The 15349-nt window shown below is 51.1% G+C and carries 11 protein-coding genes, 1 tRNA gene and 3 pseudogenes; 7 read left to right on the forward strand and 8 right to left on the reverse strand.

Going from position 1 to position 15349, the window contains the following annotated elements:
* Positions 1-19 precede the first annotated feature (19 nt).
* Positions 20-1423, forward strand: a complete 1404-nt coding sequence (locus tag CRI63_RS13770) for a VasL domain-containing protein (protein ID WP_135519823.1) — start codon at positions 20-22, stop codon at positions 1421-1423.
* A 76-nt stretch (positions 1424-1499) separates the two neighbouring features.
* On the opposite strand, the gene CRI63_RS13775 is transcribed toward CRI63_RS13770, so the two are convergent.
* Both CRI63_RS13775 and CRI63_RS13780 read right to left on the reverse strand, forming a co-directional pair.
* Positions 1500-1575: transfer RNA gene (locus CRI63_RS13775), tRNA-Phe, on the reverse strand.
* 105 nt (positions 1576-1680) lie between these two features.
* Complete coding sequence (locus tag CRI63_RS13780; protein WP_130207927.1) at positions 1681-2388, reverse strand: DUF554 domain-containing protein; 708 nt, start codon at positions 2386-2388, stop codon at positions 1681-1683.
* A 400-nt stretch (positions 2389-2788) separates the two neighbouring features.
* On the opposite strand from CRI63_RS13780, the pseudogene speC reads away from it, so the two are divergent.
* Positions 2789-4923: pseudogene (gene speC / locus CRI63_RS13785) on the forward strand (ornithine decarboxylase).
* 48 nt (positions 4924-4971) lie between these two features.
* Here speC and nupG read toward each other — a convergent pair.
* The 4 genes from nupG to mutY all read right to left on the reverse strand — a co-directional run bounded on the left by nupG (position 4972) and on the right by mutY (position 8926).
* Positions 4972-6228: a nucleoside permease NupG gene (nupG, locus tag CRI63_RS13790; protein WP_130207923.1), complete on the reverse strand. Its 1257-nt coding sequence runs from the start codon at positions 6226-6228 to the stop codon at positions 4972-4974.
* Positions 6229-6426: 198 nt separating this feature from the next.
* A complete protein-coding gene (mltC, locus tag CRI63_RS13795) occupies positions 6427-7506 on the reverse strand; it encodes a membrane-bound lytic murein transglycosylase MltC (RefSeq protein WP_001374284.1) in 1080 nt (359 codons plus the stop codon).
* A 64-nt stretch (positions 7507-7570) separates the two neighbouring features.
* The gene (locus CRI63_RS13800; RefSeq protein ID WP_000091700.1) at positions 7571-7846 is read right to left on the reverse strand and encodes an oxidative damage protection protein; all 276 of its coding nucleotides are present in this window, start codon (positions 7844-7846) and stop codon (positions 7571-7573) included.
* A 27-nt stretch (positions 7847-7873) separates the two neighbouring features.
* Positions 7874-8926, reverse strand: coding sequence for an A/G-specific adenine glycosylase (gene mutY, locus CRI63_RS13805; RefSeq protein ID WP_135519825.1), 1053 nt, complete (start codon positions 8924-8926; stop codon positions 7874-7876).
* A gap of 160 nt (positions 8927-9086) precedes the next feature.
* Here mutY and trmB point away from each other — a divergent pair, with 160 nt between their 5' ends.
* The 5 genes and pseudogenes from trmB to CRI63_RS13830 all read left to right on the forward strand — a co-directional run bounded on the left by trmB (position 9087) and on the right by CRI63_RS13830 (position 13383).
* Positions 9087-9806, forward strand: coding sequence for a tRNA (guanosine(46)-N7)-methyltransferase TrmB (gene trmB, locus CRI63_RS13810; protein WP_064529713.1), 720 nt, complete (start codon positions 9087-9089; stop codon positions 9804-9806).
* Positions 9806-10132 (forward strand): YggL family protein, encoded by a 327-nt coding sequence (locus tag CRI63_RS13815; RefSeq protein WP_001107564.1) that lies wholly within the window; start codon positions 9806-9808, stop codon positions 10130-10132. Before trmB ends, CRI63_RS13815 begins: the two co-directional genes overlap by 1 nt.
* Positions 10133-10315: 183 nt before the next feature.
* Positions 10316-11035, forward strand: a complete 720-nt coding sequence (locus CRI63_RS13820) for a DUF2884 family protein (RefSeq protein ID WP_000984799.1) — start codon at positions 10316-10318, stop codon at positions 11033-11035.
* Positions 11036-11210: 175 nt separating this feature from the next.
* Positions 11211-12257: an L-asparaginase 2 gene (gene ansB, locus CRI63_RS13825; protein ID WP_135488791.1), complete on the forward strand. Its 1047-nt coding sequence runs from the start codon at positions 11211-11213 to the stop codon at positions 12255-12257.
* 116 nt (positions 12258-12373) lie between these two features.
* Positions 12374-13383, forward strand: a pseudogene (locus tag CRI63_RS13830) (DUF1202 family protein).
* Between the two features lie 243 nt (positions 13384-13626).
* Here CRI63_RS13830 and hemW read toward each other — a convergent pair.
* A complete protein-coding gene (gene hemW, locus CRI63_RS13835; RefSeq protein ID WP_135519827.1) occupies positions 13627-14763 on the reverse strand; it encodes a radical SAM family heme chaperone HemW in 1137 nt (378 codons plus the stop codon).
* Positions 14756-15348: pseudogene (locus CRI63_RS13840) on the reverse strand (XTP/dITP diphosphatase). Before CRI63_RS13840 ends, hemW begins: the two are co-directional and overlap by 8 nt.
* Position 15349: the final 1 nt, after the last annotated feature.

The following is a 15349-nucleotide window of genomic DNA, read 5'->3' on the forward strand; positions in this document are numbered from 1 at the left end:
GTCAGATGGATAACTGGTCATGAATGACATTACCCCACGTAGAATCAAAACCGGCGGTGACCCGCGAAGGCTACCGGATTATGCCGCTTTGTGTGATGAACTCAATAAGCTAACGCATCCGGCACGTCCTGATGTGAACTGGCGTTATGCCGAAAAACTGTGTCTCTCACTGTTTGAGCAAAATGGTGTTGAGCTGCAGACTGCGGCCTGGTATACGCTGGCCCGTACGCAGCTGGCCGGATTGTTTGGTCTGAATGAAGGGTTGGCAATACTGGAGGCTCTGATAAGCCATCAGTGGGGCGTGCTTTGGCCACAGCCTGTCCATGTTCGGATTGAGATCCTCAGTAATCTGAGCCAGCGTTTGCAACAACGGATGCGCTCACTCCCGCTGAAATACAGCGACCTTAGCCAACTGTATCGGGCAGAGCAACTGCTTACCCGTTTGGGGGCAGTTTTACAGCGCCTGGAACTCAGACATCTCAGTCAGCTGGATACATTGCGTACCCTGATACATAACAACGCTGTCAGGCTGGAGAACAGCGATGACACAATCTGTACAGGGGCGACAATTCAGTCGGGTATCGTTTCGCATGATCCGGTCATGAATGACGTGGGTATAACAACAGGTTCCCATACTGGTCGTTCGTTTGAAGATATCCGGACGCCAGACAGTGCAGTGCAATGGGTGTACGTTACGCAGCCGAACGTGGAGGTACTGTCGGCAATACCTGAGCCAGTAAAAAAATGGAAATCTTTTGTCGGTGGGATGTGTACCATGCTGGTGATAGGTGCAGCAACACTATGGACGTGGCAGTTTTTGCATCGGCCGGACCCGTTACAAACCCAGTTTACTGCCTCTCTGGCACCGTTACCCGCAGTACTCACGCCTGAACAATTGGATTTATTGCGTCAGCAATCGCCGTTGCCACAAGCTTTAATTACGCAAACACAACAGCAGCTTACGCTTCTGGACAAGCTACCGCCGGACTGGCTCATAACCCGGGAAAGGCAGCTTGTCGAACAGGCCCAGGTGATATGGCCGGAGCGCGCAAAGCCCCTGATACAGCAGTGGCAGCAACAATTTAATGTCGCTGCGTTGCCGACAGAAAATTTGAATAGCTGGCATCAGGGAATGGTTACGCTACAGAAACTGAGTGAACGACTGAACGGACTGGATGAGCATAAGGGGAAATACATGACGGTCAGCGAGCTGAAGTCAGTGGTGTTTTCAACGATACAGTCTTTTAATCAATCCATACCGGCTGAAGAGCAACTGCGGATACTGGAACAGTCGTCGGCGGGACAACCACTTCCTCCTGCCGCAGGGGCTGAGGCAGAGATGCATCTGAAACAGCTCATCGCCAGATATGCCGACATTAGACAGAATGCTTTGAAATTAAAAGGCGTTAACGATTACGAATGACCTGTAGCAACGATCTGAAATTTACCGTAGCCAGAAAAAGAAAAAAGCCCCGCTTTGCAGCGAGGCCTTATAAATTTGGTGCCCGGACTCGGAATCGAACCAAGGACACGGGGATTTTCAATCCCCTGCTCTACCGACTGAGCTATCCGGGCAACGGGGCGCATTAAACCTGATTCGCCTCGTCTCGTCAATCAAATTTCTTCAATTTACGGCAGACTGCACAATCTATCATCAGTTTGCCGTTATCGCTCGTAATGTCAGGCAAACCAGGTGGTCCAGGCGGCGGAAAGTGGCATTGCCAGAAGGAGGGCTGGAAGCATATTGACCACCGGGAACATTTTTATGCCGCAGATGCGTAAGCCGGTTGCCAGCAGCAATAAACCACCTACGGCGCTGAAGTCCGCCATCATCGACGGTGTGGTCAGCGGTAATATCAGCGCAGCAGCCCACGCCAGCGTTAACTGGATGATGAGCAATGGAATACTAATCACCGATACCGCAATGCCAAGTGAACAGGCGAAGATCATCGCTGTAAAGAAATCAAGAAATGACTTGGCGATTAAAATACTCGGATCGCCTGTCATCCCTTCATTCATCGCGCCGAAGATCCCGGTGCCGCTGGCACAAAACAGGACAATAATCGCGACAAAATTCTGAATAAAAGATTCATGCGCAGATTTCTTGCTCGAGTGACGAAACAGATTCTGCGCTTTAGCGACCGCAGTATTGACGCCTTTTTCCAGCAGACAAATTTCGCCGATTAATGCCCCGAGTAGCGTAGCTAAAACCATCGCCGGAAGGTTGGCACATTTCACCACCAGTAAAATACCAATTCCCAGCGATGCCAGACCAAAAATCGATGTCATAGAGACTCGGATGTGTTCCGGTAAGCGTTGGCTAAGCAGTGCGCCGAGGGCGCCACCCAGTAATACTGCACTTGCGTTGATAAAAGGGCCGATGACCACAAGAGTTCCTGTTAATTGTGTTGTTTGATGTTTTTATTATGAACTTTTTGCCCCGTCGATTGCTTGTCTGGTCGCAAAGTCCTGGCTTGCACGCGTTAGCGAAAAGTGCCATGATTGCGCGAATTTTCTCCTTCCTGTACGGAGCTTGCCTGATGCACGCCGCCTCCTTACATTCTTTCGCTTATCGCCGTTTCGCGCGAAATGTCTCCTGTTCTGTGACGCTGCTTTTTATGCGGTGACGTTAACGTATGCTCACTGCAGGGCAACAGTAAAATCAGAGCGTTTCTGCTTTTACTGATGTCTGGCGGTCGGAGCTGATGACCAGTTTGACCCACATCTCATGGGGCAGGGGGTTCCACCTTGCCCGGTATTTTTACTTCCCCGAAACGGTTTTGCGCTTATGAAATCAATGAGTATTGCCGCCAGTGGTGAACTGGTTTCCCGACTTTCTACCCATCGCCGCGTGGTGGCGCTGGAAGATACTGATTTTACGGACGTCGCGGCAGTCGTCATTACCGCTGCGGATAGTCGTAGCGGCATCCTTGCGTTACTTAAGCGCACCGGTTTTCATCTGCCGGTGTTTTTGTATTCTGAAGATGCGGTTGAATTGCCCACGGGCGTTACGGCTATCATCAACGGCAATGAGCAGCAGTGGCTGGAGCTGGAATCCGCAGCCTGTCAGTATGAAGAGAATTTGCTGCCGCCATTTTATGACACGCTGACCCAGTACGTTGAGATGGGCAATAGCACCTTTGCTTGTCCTGGGCATCAACATGGTGCGTTCTTTAAAAAGCATCCTGCCGGACGCCATTTTTACGATTTCTTTGGTGAGAACGTCTTTCGCGCCGATATGTGTAACGCTGACGTAAAATTGGGCGATCTGCTTATTCATGAAGGTTCCGCAAAGGATGCGCAGAAATTCGCCGCCAAAGTCTTTCATGCCGATAAAACCTATTTTGTGCTGAACGGCACATCGGCAGCGAATAAAGTGGTGACGAATGCGCTGTTAACGCGTGGTGATCTGGTGCTCTTCGACCGTAACAACCATAAGTCGAATCATCACGGTGCGCTGATTCAGGCGGGGGCGACGCCGGTGTATCTGGAAGCCTCACGCAACCCATTCGGGTTTATCGGCGGGATTGATGCGCACTGTTTTAATGAAGAGTATCTGCGCCAGCAAATTCGAGACGTTGCGCCAGAAAAAGCCGAATTGCCGCGCCCGTTCCGCCTGGCGATTATTCAGTTGGGAACCTATGACGGCACTATCTACACGCCCGCCAGGTGATCGATACCATTGGGCATCTGTGTGATTACATTCTGTTTGATTCTGCATGGGTAGGGTACGAGCAGTTTATCCCGATGATGGCAGATAGCTCGCCGCTGCTGTTAGAACTTAACGAAAACGATCCGGGGATCTTTGTGACTCAGTCGGTGCACAAACAGCAGGCGGGATTCTCACAGACGTCGCAGATCCATAAAAAAGATAACCATATCCGCGGACAGTCGCGTTTTTGCCCGCATAAACGGTTGAACAATGCTTTTATGCTGCACGCCTCTACCAGCCCGTTTTACCCGCTGTTTGCCGCGCTGGACGTTAACGCCAAAATTCATGAAGGGGAGAGTGGGCGTCGGCTGTGGGCTGAGTGTGTTGAGATAGGGATTGAAGCCCGGAAAGCGATTCTTGCGCGCTGTAAGCTGTTCCGCCCGTTTATCCCGCCCGTTGTTGATGGCAAATTGTGGCAGGATTATCCGACATCAGTGTTAGCCAGCGACCGCCGTTTTTTCAGTTTCGAGCCGGGGGCGAAGTGGCACGGCTTTGAAGGATATGCCGCTGATCAGTATTTTGTTGATCCGTGCAAGCTGTTACTCACCACGCCGGGTATCGATGCCGAAACCGGCGAATATAGCGATTTTGGCGTTCCAGCGACGATTCTGGCGCACTATCTGCGTGAGAACGGCATTGTGCCGGAGAAGTGCGATCTCAACTCCATTCTGTTCTTATTAACTCCGGCGGAAAGCCACGAGAAGCTGGCACAGCTGGTGGCGATGCTGGTGCAGTTTGAACAACATATTGAAGATGACTCGCCGCTGTCTGAAGTGTTGCCGAGTGTTTATAACAAATACCCGGTGCGCTATCGTGACTACACCCTGCGCCAGTTGTGTCAGGAGATGCATGATCTGTATGTCAGTTTTGACGTCAAAGACCTGCAAAAAGCGATGTTCCGCCAGCAGAGCTTCCCGCCAGTGGTGATGAATCCCCAGGACGCGCATAGCGCTTATATTCGTGGTGAAGTGGAGTTGGTGCGCATTCGTGATGCCGAAGGGCGAATTGCGGCGGAAGGCGCGCTGCCGTATCCACCTGGCGTGCTTTGCGTGGTGCCAGGAGAAATGTGGGGCGGAGCGGTCCAGCGTTATTTCCTTGCGCTGGAAGAAGGCGTGAATTTGCTGCCGGGATTTTCGCCGGAGCTACAAGGTGTCTATAGCGAAACCGATGCGGATGGAATGAAACGGTTATACGGTTATGTGTTGAAGTAAGAATAAAAAACGGGGCACCTTCTGGCGCCCCCGTTTTTCTTTGCGTAATTAGTGGTTAACAGTTTGTGTACCGGCAGGGACACGAACGTGTTTGTATTTAAACATCGCCATGAATGCGAAGGCCAGAATCACGGAGTAACCTGCGAAAATCAGCCATACGGTCTGCCAGTCGGTAATGCCGTTTTGGGTGTACATCTCAACCACTTTACCGCTCACGATGCCACCGAGGATACAGCCGAAGCCGTTGGTCATCATCAGGAACATCCCTTGCGCACTGGCGCGAATTGCCGGGCTAACTTCTTTTTCGACAAACACCGAACCAGAGATGTTGAAGAAGTCGAACGCACAGCCGTAAACAATCATCGACAGAACCAGCAGTACGGTACCGAACGGAGTCGGGTCGCCGTAAGCAAACAGCGCAAAACGCAGGATCCATGCCACAATACTGATCATCATTACGTTCTTAATACCGTAGCGGCTTAAGAAGAACGGGATGGTCAGAATGAACAGGGTTTCAGAGATCTGCGAAATCGACATGATGATTGACGCATGCTGCACAATAAAGCTGCTGGCAAACATCGGATCTTTGTCGAAGCTGTGCAGGAAGGTATTACCGAACATGTTGGTAATCTGCAGTTCCGCGCCCAGCAGCATCGAGAAGATGAAGAAAATCGCCATACGCTTGTTTTTAAACAGCGCGAATGCATCGAGGCCGAGCAGCGTCGTCCAGCTCTGATTAGCTTGCTGTTTAGCAACCGGAATATACGGCAGCGTAAAGGTGAACAGCACCAGAACGGCGGAGAGTGCTGCGCCAATATATAGCTGCATGTGGCTCAATTCAAAGCCAGACAGGCTCACAACCCACATTGCCATGATAAAGCCGATAGTACCCCAGATACGGATTGGCGGGAAATCAGTCACGATATCCATTCCGGCATTTTGCAGGCGATAGTAGGAGATGGTGTTGATTAACCCAAGCGTTGGCATATAAGCAAACGAGTTAATCAATATCACGAGGAACATCGCCTCCGGAGTGGTAACTTGTGCCGCCATGAAGAGGGTGATTGCGCCGATGGTGTGACAAATAGCATACACCCATTTCGCACTTAACCATTTGTCGGCCACAATCCCCAGCAAAGCAGGCATAAAGACCGCAGCGATACCCAGCGAGCTATAAACAGCGCCAATGGAAGCACCGTCGAACTTCAGGGTAACGAACATATATGAGCCGAGGGTCGTCAGCCAACTTCCCCACAGACAGAACTGCAGAAAAGAGAGGATTTTCAGCTGCAGCTTAAGATTCATGTTAATTTCCTCACATCGTGATGCGGATGAGTGTTTTAAAAAGCACATTTGACCGTGCAAGATGATGCGATTCTATCAACTTCACTGACTGTTTTTTTGTTATCCGTAGCAAATAATTGCAAATAATCTCAATTTGCAAGGCGGAATTGTGATGCGTGTAACACTTTCCTCGGAGTATTGTTAGGGATAAGGGTAAAATTATCGGCGACGGTAAGATTTTTGCGCCGTGTTCACTTTATAAAGATAGCGACGAGATTCCGCAGAAGGATGGCGAGTCGTCAGCGTCTGATAAACATCGCCCGGTGTCATGGTATTAATAATATTAGCCGCCTGAATCTTATCGTTAGAGAAAACGCGTAACACGCTGCCTGCACCACCGTTATAGGCGGTGATGACGGCATAACGCCGCGACGTTGGGTTATCAATTCCGCCGAGATAAACATTGTTCAGTATCGCCAGATACGCGGTGCCGGTATCAATATTGCTGGCAGGATCAAACAAGAAACTGCGGCTTGGCGTGCCGGATTTCCCCTGCGAGCGGAACACATCTTTCCCGGCAGTATGTTGTACCACCTGCATTAATCCCAGCGCATCGGAACGGCTGACCGCATACGGGTTAAAGGAAGATTCGGTCTGCATAATCGCCAGAATCAGCGACTCATCAACGCCATATTTCCGTGACGCCTGGCGGACCATGCCGAGATATTTGTGCGCACGTTTATCAAGGTGGTTCGGCACCATGTTAATGGTGACGCTGTAGATGATACGCAGTCCGTTGCTGCGGCTTTTGAGGCGGTTTTTCAGCAGATAATCCGCGAAGTTACTCGCACGGCCTTCCCAGCGAATCGGCTGCCCGGTGTTATCCACCACCTGACCGTAAAGGAAAGGTTCTTTCGAAATCGTAATATCATCAACGTCGGAATAGAGATCGACCGAACTCGGATCGTCACCCATCAGCAACGTTTTGATAATTGCCCGGCGCAGATGCGCGGCAGGTTCTGTCCCGGCGATGGTTTCGATAGTAATCGTGCCGTCATCAAAGTTGATGTGGCTGCGAGTCTGATACTGATCGGTGTATTTCACGTAGTCCTTAGGACCGGCGATCACCACCTCTTTGAATCCCCAGATGTTCTCAATATTGTGGGCAAATTGCCCCATCAGAATATCAAAACCGTTGGTATCTTTGACCCAGGCTTCATTATAGGTATCGCCTTTTTTGGTCGTCGAACAGGAGATGAGCAACGGCGCAATCAAAGCCAGCGCGAGATATTTTTTCATCATTCCGGGTGCGTGTTGTGTTTGTTTTTATGCAAGTTGCCGGAGGCGTACTCCGGCACTGTTTTTATTTTTTATCTTCCGGCGTATAGCCCTCGATATGCACCTCTTTACCCTCGAACAGGAAGTTGACCATCTCCTGCTCCAGCAGTTTGCGGTGCTCGGCATTCATCATGTTGAGTTTCTTTTCATTAATCAGCATGGTTTGTTTGTGCTGCCACTGCGCCCAGGCTTCTTTGGAGATCTCGTTATAGATGCGTTTCCCCAGCTCGCCGGGGTACAGCTGAAAATCCTGACCTTCTGCTTCACGTTGCAGGAAAGTACAAAAAATCGTTCTGCTCATAAATCATCCTCTTTATCGACTCACGCGCTAAACCGGCGCGCCAGTGCGTAACTGCTGTAACAAACGCTCCACGGGAGCCGCCAGGCCAACTGACGGCGGTTGCGCTAAGTTATACCAGAGCGCATTGCCTTCATCCATGCAGTCGGTGAATGACGACACGGGAAGCCACATAGGCACAATATCTAAATGGAAATGGCTGAAGGTATGGCGAAACGCGGTCAGTTGCGTCAGGTTATCGGCAGCAATCTGCCGTTGCGCCAGCCATTGCCGCAAACTTTCTTCGTCGGCAAACTGCGGGAAACAGTATAAACCGCCCCACAATCCGCTCGGCGGACGCTGCGTCAGCAATACTTCATCTTCGTGCTGTAACAGCAGAAAGTAGCCGGTGCGCTCCGGCAGCGTCTGTTTCGGTTTTTTGCCCGGATAAAGCGACCAGCTATTATTGGCGGCGGCAATACACCCGTTTTGTAGCGGACAGAGCGAGCATTTCGGCTTCGAACGCGTGCAAATCATCGCGCCCAAATCCATCATCGCCTGATTAAACCGTTCCACGCCAACCGCGGGCGTCACCTGCTCGCTCAAACTCCATAGTTTATTCTCGACCTCTTTTTTCCCAGGCCAGCCGCTTATAGCATAGCAGCGCGCCAGCACGCGTTTGACGTTACCGTCGAGAATCGGAAAGTGCTTACCCAGAGAAAGTGAGAGAATCGCGCCCGCAGTGGAACGCCCGACGCCCGGTAACGCCGCGACTTCTTCAAAGGTTTCCGGGAATTTACCACCGTGTAAGGTGGCAACTTGCTGTGCCGCTTTATGCAGATTGCGCGCGCGGGCGTAATAGCCAAGCCCGGTCCACAAGTGGAGAACTTCGTCCAGCGGCGCATTGGCGAGATCGGTCACCGTCGGGAAGCGCGCCATAAAGCGTTCAAAATAGGGGATAACGGTCGCAACCTGAGTTTGTTGCAACATCACTTCTGAGAGCCATACTTTGTAGGGCGTCTTGTCAATTTGCCAGGGCAGCGTTTTCCGCCCGTATTTATCGTACCAGTCCAGAACCTGGGCTGAAAATTGCGACGCTTGCATGGTCACCGAATTCACTGTTGTTGGGGGCAAGATTGCAGCACAGCCGCGGCGGGGTGTAAACCGGAACTTTCCGCAGCTACGGCCTTATCATGCTTGCATCCGGCAACTAACTTTGGATAATGCCCGTTTTCAGAACACTTTCACAAGCGACTAAATCTTTATGAAAAACGACGTCATCTCACCGGAATTTGATGAAAACGGCCGCCCACTGCGCCGTATCCGTAGTTTTGTGCGCCGCCAGGGGCGACTGACCAAAGGCCAGGAACATGCGCTGGAAAACTACTGGCCGGTGATGGGCGTTGAGTTCAGCGAAGATATGCTGGATTTCCCTGCGCTTTTTGGCCGTGAAGCGCCGGTGACGCTTGAGATTGGTTTTGGCATGGGCGCCTCGCTGGTGGCAATGGCTAAAGATCGCCCCGAGCAGGACTTCCTCGGCATTGAAGTGCATTCACCGGGCGTTGGTGCATGCCTGGCTTCTGCGCATGAAGAGGGCTTAACCAACCTGCGCGTGATGTGCCACGACGCGGTTGAAGTGCTGCATAAAATGATTCCTGACAATTCATTGCGCATGGTGCAGCTCTTTTTCCCTGACCCGTGGCACAAAGCGCGCCATAATAAACGCCGTATCGTTCAGGTGCCGTTTGCTGAACTGGTAAAAAGCAAACTGCAGCTGGGTGGCGTATTCCATATGGCGACCGATTGGGAACCTTATGCGGAACATATGCTCGAAGTGATGTCTTCCATTGACGGTTATAAAAACCTGTCAGAGAGCAATGATTACGTACCGCGTCCGGCATCACGTCCGGTGACGAAATTTGAACAACGTGGTCATCGTCTTGGTCACGGAGTATGGGACTTAATGTTCGAGAGGGTGAAATAATGGCAAAGAACCGTAGCCGTCGTCTGCGTAAAAAAATGCACATCGACGAATTCCAGGAATTAGGATTTTCGGTGGCATGGCGATTCCCGGAAGGTACATCGGAAGAGCAGATTGATAAAACCGTTGATGACTTTATTAACGAGGTTATCGAACCGAACAAACTGGCCTTTGACGGCAGCGGTTATCTGGCCTGGGAAGGTCTGATCTGCATGCAGGAAATCGGCAAATGCACCGAAGAACATCAGGCGATTGTGCGTAAGTGGCTGGAAGAGCGCAAACTGGATGAGGTACGCACCAGCGAACTTTTCGATGTTTGGTGGGACTAAGAAAGCATACGGGCGATGACAAATGCAAAACTGCCTGATGCGCTACGCTTATCAGGCCTGGAAAGATGCACGATCGAGTAGGCCGGATAAAGCATTTACGCCGCATCCGGCATGGACAACGTGTACTTTGTTATCAATCTGGGGCCAGCAAATGCTGGCCTGATTTGTTCTTGAGGGAAGACTATGATGCGCAAAATGCTGCTGGCGGCAGCACTTTCAGTGACGGCAATGACCGCTCACGCCGACTACCAGTGCAGCGTCACGCCGCGTGACGATGTGATTGTCAGCCCGCAAACCGTGCAGGTGAAGGGCGAAAACGGCAATCTGGTGATCACGCCAGACGGCAATGTGATGTACAACGGCAAGCAATATTCACTGAACGCCGCCCAGCGCGAGCAGGCGAAGGATTATCAGGCCGAACTGCGCAGCACGCTGCCGTGGATTGATGAAGGCGCGAAAAGCCGCGTAGAGAAAGCACGCGTTGCGCTGGATAAAATTATCGTTCAGGAGATGGGCGAAAGCAGCAAAATGCGCAGCCGTCTGACCAAACTTGATGCGCAGCTGAAAGAGCAGATGAATCGTATTATCGAAACGCGCAGCGATGGCCTGACATTTCACTATAAAGCCATTGATCAGGTTCGCGCCGAAGGTCAGCAGTTAGTGAATCAGGCGATGGGCGGAATTTTGCAGGACAGCATTAACGAAATGGGCGCGAAAGCGGTGCTGAAAAGCGGCGGCAACCCGTTACAGAATGTGCTGGGAAGCCTGGGAGGACTGCAATCCTCAATCCAGACCGAGTGGAAAAAGCAGGAAAAAGATTTCCAGCAATTTGGCAAAGATGTTTGTAGCCGTGTTGTGACTCTGGAAGACAGCCGTAAAGCCCTGGTCGGGAATTTGAAATAATCCTCTAGTTTAAGACGGCATAATGCTTTTTTATGCCGTTTAATTCTTCATTTTGTTACCTGCCTCTAACTTTATAGATCTCCAAAATCTATTCACAAAGTAAATTGTTTAACGTCAAATTTCCTATACAAAGCTAAGGGATAATACGTAGCGTTCACGTAACTGGAGGAATGAAATGGAGTTTTTCAAAAAGACGGCACTTGCCGCACTGGTTATGGGTTTTAGTGGTGCAGCATTGGCATTACCCAATATCACCATTTTAGCGACTGGCGGGACGATTGCCGGTGGTGGTGACTCCGCAACCAAATCTAACTACACAGCGGGTAAAGTTGGCGTAGAAAATCTGGTCAATGCGGTGCCGCAACTGAAGGACATTGCGAACGTTAAAGGCGAGCAGGTCGTTAATATCGGCTCCCAGGATATGAACGATGATGTCTGGCTGACACTGGCGAAAAAAATTAACACCGACTGTGATAAGACTGACGGCTTCGTTATTACCCACGGTACCGACACGATGGAAGAGACTGCTTACTTCCTCGACCTGACGGTGAAATGCGACAAGCCCGTGGTGATGGTTGGCGCAATGCGCCCGTCCACGTCCATGAGCGCAGACGGTCCATTCAACCTGTATAACGCGGTAGTGACCGCAGCTGATAAAGCCTCCGCCAATCGTGGTGTGCTGGTGGTGATGAACGACACTGTGCTGGATGGGCGGGATGTCACCAAAACCAACACCACCGACGTTGCGACCTTTAAGTCTGTTAACTACGGCCCTCTGGGTTACATTCACAACGGTAAGATTGACTATCAGCGTACCCCGGCACGTAAGCATACTGGCGACACGCCGTTCGATGTCTCTAAGCTGAATGAACTGCCGAAAGTCGGCATTGTTTATAACTACGCTAACGCATCCGATCTTCCGGCTAAAGCCCTGGTAGATGCGGGCTATGATGGCATCGTGAGCGCTGGTGTGGGTAACGGCAACCTGTATAAATCCGTGTTTGACACTCTGGCGACCGCCGCGAAAAACGGCACTGCGGTAGTGCGTTCTTCCCGCGTACCGACGGGCGCTACCACTCAGGATGCCGAAGTGGATGATGCGAAATACGGCTTCGTCGCCTCTGGCACGCTGAACCCGCAAAAAGCGCGCGTTCTGCTGCAACTGGCTCTGACGCAAACCAAAGATCCGCAGCAGATCCAGCAGATCTTCAATCAGTACTAATCACCTCGCCCCGGTATCGCGCCGGGGCTTATTCACTTCAGACTCACGTCCATTGCCAATTATCATTACCCTAATGATAATCACCGGAATAAATTATTCCGCGCGAGGGTTTTCGGGTGAAAAAGCAATGGATTGTTGGCACGGCGCTGCTTATGTTGATGTCTGGTAATGTCTGGGCCGATGGCGAACCGCCAACTGAAAATATCTTAAAAGATCAATTCAAAAAGCAGTATCACGGCATTCTCAAACTTGATGCCATCACCTTAAAAAATCTTGATGCCAAGGGTAATCAGGCCACCTGGTCAGCGGAAGGCGATGTCTCTTCCAATGACGATCTCTATACCTGGGTCGGTCAGTTGACAGATTACGAACTGCTCGAACAGACCTGGACGAAAGATAAACCAGTAAAATTCTCGGCGATGTTAACCAGTAAAGGAACGCCCGCGTCTGGCTGGACGGTGAACTTTTACTCTTTTCAGGCGGCAGCCAGCGATAGTGGGCGGGCGGTCGACGATATTAAAACGAATAATAAGTACCTGATTGTGAATAGCGAAGATTTCAATTATCGCTTTAGTCAGCTTGAATCAGCGTTGAATACCCAGAAGAACTCGATTCCTGCGCTGGAAAAGGATGTAAAAGCGCTTGATAAGCAAATGGTGGCGGCGAAGAAAGCAGCAGATGCATATTGGGGAAAAGATGCAAATGGCAAGCAAATGACTCGCGAAGACGCCTTTAAAAAAAATTCACCAACAGCGTGATGAGTTTAATAAACAGAATGATAGCGAGGCGTTCGCGGTTAAATATGACAAAGAGGTTTATCAACCGGCGATTGCGGCATGTCATAAACAGAGTGAAGAGTGTTATGAAGTGCCGATTCAGCAGAAACGAGATTTTGATATCAACGAACAACGGCGACAGACCTTTCTGCAATCACAAAAACTTAGCCGTAAATTGCAGGATGACTGGATAACGCTCGAGAAAGGGCAATATCCGTTAACGATGAAGGTTTCAGAAATAAACAGTAAAAAAAGTCGCGATTTTGATGAAAATTGACGATATCAATAAGGCCTGCGATCGCTGGAAAAAAGATACCGAAGCATTACGGCGCAATGGGGTGATTAAGTAAGTTTTGATATAGCGCACGATTTGTAGCAGGATGCGGCGTTCGACCCCGCATCCGGCAATCAACGTCTGATGCGACGCTAGCGCGTCTTATCAGACCTACAACCGCTGCCACATGTCGGCTGAGGCGCTCACGCCGCATCCGGCAATCAACGTCTGATGCGACGCTTGCGCGTCTTATCAGACCTACAACCGTTGCCACATGTAGGCTGGATAAGGCGTTCACGCCGCATCCGGCAATACAAGTTTACTCAGCTAGAAAAAGCTCCAGCAGCGAATTTAAAAACAGCTTCCCATGTTCCGTAATCTGCCAGTAATCCGCACATTCTGTGAGATAGCCCTGAGCGATAGCCTCGTCTAACTGAGAGCGAATAACTTCTTCAGAAAGGCCAGTAAACTGGCTAAACTCCACGCGCGGCGCGGCCTCCAGCAGACGGAAGCGATTCATAAAGAACTCAAACGGCTTATCTGCGGCTTCGACATCACGCTGGCTTTCCAGATACCTTCCTTGCATAAAACCACGCGGATGACGCGTTTTGGTGGTACGCAGAATGCGCCCATCCGGGAAGGTCACTTTGCCGTGCGCGCCGCAGCCGATGCCGATGTAGTCGCCAAATCGCCAGTAATTGAGATTGTGCTGGCACTGATAATCGGGCTTGGCGTAAGCGGAAGTTTCATATTGCTGATAACCTGCCGCGGTTAACAACTGATGCCCCTGTTCGAAAATATCCCATAACGCATCATCGTCCGGCAGTACGGGAGGGCGCGAGCCAAACAGCGTATTGGGTTCGATGGTCAGTTGATACCAGGAAAGATGCGGCGGATTCAGTTCAATGGCCTGGCGCAGATCGCCTAGCGCCTCTTCCAGTGATTGATCCGGCAGCCCGTGCATCAAATCGAGGTTAAAGCTACGCAGCCCCAGTCCGCTTGCCAGTTTTGCTGCACGTTTCGCTTCTTGCGGGCCGTGAATGCGCCCGAGCCGTTTCAGCTTTTCTTCGCTAAAACTCTGCACACCAATAGAGATGCGGTTCACACCAGCACGCTGATAATCGACAAAGCGATCGGCTTCTACCGTTCCAGGGTTCGCTTCCATAGTAATTTCTGCATCCGCTGCCAGCGGCAAACGCGCACGCACGCCGTCCAGCAGCGTTTGCATCGCCGGGCCGGAAAGCAGGCTCGGCGTACCACCGCCAATAAAGATTGTCTTTACTTCACGGCCCTGAGCGTAAGCCACATCGTTGTCCAGATCGCAAAGCAGATGCTGAACATAATCGTCGTGCGGCACTTCTCCTTTCAACGCGTGAGAGTTGAAATCGCAGTACGGGCATTTCTGCACGCACCACGGGATGTGAATGTAGAGACTCAGCGGCGGTAATTTAACCATTACGTAAAGCGTCCAGCAGCAGTTTCAATGCCTGACCACGGTGGGAAATGGCGCTCTTTTCTTCGCGGGTCAGTTCGGCAGCGGTTTTCCCTTCGGAAGGTACGAAGAAGATTGGATCATAACCAAAGCCACCAGTGCCCGCCGGTTCGCGAGTAATCACACCCGGCCAGCTGCCATGGCACACCAGCGGGGTCGGATCTTCCGCGTGACGCAGATACACCAGCACGCAGTGGAAACGCGCCTGACGTTGGTCGTCCGGTACGTCTTTCAGTGTTTCCAGCAGTTTTTGCAGATTCTTTTGATCGGTCGCGTCTTCACCGGAATAACGTGCGGAGTAAATACCCGGCGCGCCGCCAAGCACATCTACCGCCAGACCAGAGTCGTCGCAATTGCCGGTAAACCGGTCACTTTTGCCGCATGGCGCGCTTTCAGAATCGCGTTTTCGATAAAGGTCAGGCCGGTTTCTTCAGCGGAATCTACGCCGAGGTCTGTTTGGGCCACGATATCAAGACCGAAGTCGCTAAGCAGCGACGCCAGCTCACGCACTTTACCGGCATTGCCGGTTGCGAGGACAACTTTTTGCATA

Origin of the sequence: Escherichia sp. E2661 (assembly GCF_004745185.1) — a bacterium.
In the GTDB taxonomy this organism is placed as follows: Bacteria; Pseudomonadota; Gammaproteobacteria; order Enterobacterales; family Enterobacteriaceae; genus Escherichia.